At 38.4% G+C, this 2,313-nt stretch carries 2 protein-coding genes; one reads left to right on the forward strand and one right to left on the reverse strand.

Translation table 11 applies throughout. The features are described 5' to 3' along the window. The coding region (locus ACLTU0_RS11750; protein WP_412322626.1) for an S-layer homology domain-containing protein at positions 1-975 on the reverse strand (975 nt) is incomplete at its 3' end. A gap of 304 nt (positions 976-1,279) precedes the next feature. Here ACLTU0_RS11750 and ACLTU0_RS11755 point away from each other — a divergent pair. Next, positions 1,280-2,313 (forward strand): S-layer homology domain-containing protein (locus tag ACLTU0_RS11755; RefSeq protein WP_412322627.1); only part of this gene is annotated, 1,034 nt, incomplete at its 3' end.

Raw genomic sequence — 2,313 nt, forward strand, 5'->3', positions numbered from 1 at the left:
GCCTGTGATTGTTCTGTCCGGTTCACTTGATACAGTGTCAACGCTTACAAGTGTATTACCCGACTTAACGAACACTGCCTCAACACCCGAAACAAGTCTTGACGCTTGTATTTCGTCACCAAGGCTCTTTATAACTGTACTGTCTGTATATGTGTATTGAGTTTCCTTACCTTTTGAATTTGTTGCCGTGATTGTCTTGTTTTCGGTATCAACAGCTGTTATCTTATTCTTTTCAAATGTATAGTTTGTCTTGTCTACAGTTCTCGAAAGCATAACTGCCATTTGACTTCTCTTAACGGCTGTATTAGGTGAGAATAGGCCCTCTCCCATACCTTCCATAATTCCAGCGTCTGTTGCATAAGACACATACTGAATAGCATTTGACGGTACTTCACGTGCGTCTGTGTAATCAAGCACTACACCCAATTCTGAAAGTGCTTTTTCTTCGCCGCCCATTGCCTTAGTTATGATTATAGCCGCCTCATAACGTTTCATCGGTGTATCTTTTTCATCATCTTTTAGGTATGTATCAAGGTCTGTTTTCTTCAAAGCACCCTTATACATCAGATATGCGATTTCATCAGTACCCCACTTTAAGCCGTACTCTTTTATAACACTGTCGAACTTATCGTGTGCGATTTCCAATAATTCAGTATTGGCAGAATCATTTGAACCCATTGCTCTTGCGAAAAGCGACAATGCCTCAAGTCTTGTTACATCATTGTCAGGTCTGAATGTATTGTCCTCATAACCCGAAATAAAGCCCTTGCCCGCCATATCATTAATATATGACTTTGCCCAAGCAAATTCTTCACTGTTAATATCAGTAAAGCGAGTTGATGTTGACGGTGCTGCTGTAGGTGTAGCAATAGGTGTATCTGTTGTAGTATCTGTATCTGTCGGTGCCGCAAATGCAGGTGTTGTCATAGCAAGTGCAAGCAATATTGCCGACGCTGTTTTTATTGCTCTTTTCATTATAATTTCTCCTTTTCCAAACATAACATTGGTTTACATATATCAATTTTAACATATCAGTTTTATTTGTGCAATAGCTTTTTGCGATTTAAACAAAAATTAACAAAAAATTAACTTTCGTAATGTTAATTATTGAGAAGAAAACGTATTTACTTCTATAATATAGACCAAAAACCTTTCACATTGTCAAATATTACAGCTTGAAACTTACTGTCTTATACTGTATTATCTCACTTGTGGTTGATAACAATTCACCCATTTGCTATTTAGGATAAGGGGCAACCCCAAAGGAGGTAATTTTTAAATGAACAATTTAAAAAAGCAGATTTTATCTGTCGCAGTTGCGACAAGTACAGTTCTTTCCTGTGTTCCTGTAAGTATGGCGGCTATTCCTGCTGACGTACAAGGTACACGTTACGAAGAGCCTGTACAAATTCTTTCGGCACTTAACATTATGGTCGGTGACGAAAACGGTGCTTACAGACTTGATGATACCATCATTCGTTCTGAAGTTGCCAAAATGGCAATACACGCACTTGGACTCGAAGATGCGGCAGAATCTTCAAAAGGTCAGACTGTGTTTGACGACGTTTCAGCCGAACACTGGGCTAACGGCTATATAAACCTTGCAGTATCTCAAGGCATTATCGAGGGTGACGGTGACGGTAATTTCAGACCTAACGCACCTATTTCATATGCAGAGGCAATGACTATAATGGTTCGTGCAACAGGTTATACGGTATCAGCCGAAGAAAACGGCGGTTATCCTCACGGATATATGAAAACCGGTACTTCAAACGGTCTTGCAAAGAATGTTCAAGGCTCATATTCAGACAAAATTTCAAGAGGTAACGTTGCATACCTTACAACAAACGCACTTGAATCAAAACTAATGGAACAAACAGGTTTCGGTTCTGACGGCAAATACGAAATTACAGAAAAAACCCTTTTAAAAGACAAGTTAAAAGTCACAAAAGATACAGGTCGTATCACAGCAATAGAAAACACTTCCCTTACGGGTTCATCATCACTTGCAAAGGGACAAATCAAAATTGACAACAAAACTTACGAAACAGCCTACAATATGAATAATCTATTAGGTTACAACGTAACTTACTATGTGAAAAACGAGGGTAAAAACGATGAATCGGTTATTCTTGCAATGCCTATTCAAAATCAAAACAATGATTTGACAATCTCATCAGAGCTATTCTCAAAACTTACAACAAAGAACGGCAACACAGCCATTGAATATTTCAAAGATGAAAACACTTCAAAGACAAATACCGCAGAAATTTCATCAGACGCCACACTTATTTATAACGGTAAGTATCAGGC

This window comes from Hominilimicola sp. (assembly GCF_046972485.1).
Lineage (GTDB): Bacteria > Bacillota > Clostridia > UBA1381 > UBA1381 > Hominilimicola > Hominilimicola fabiformis.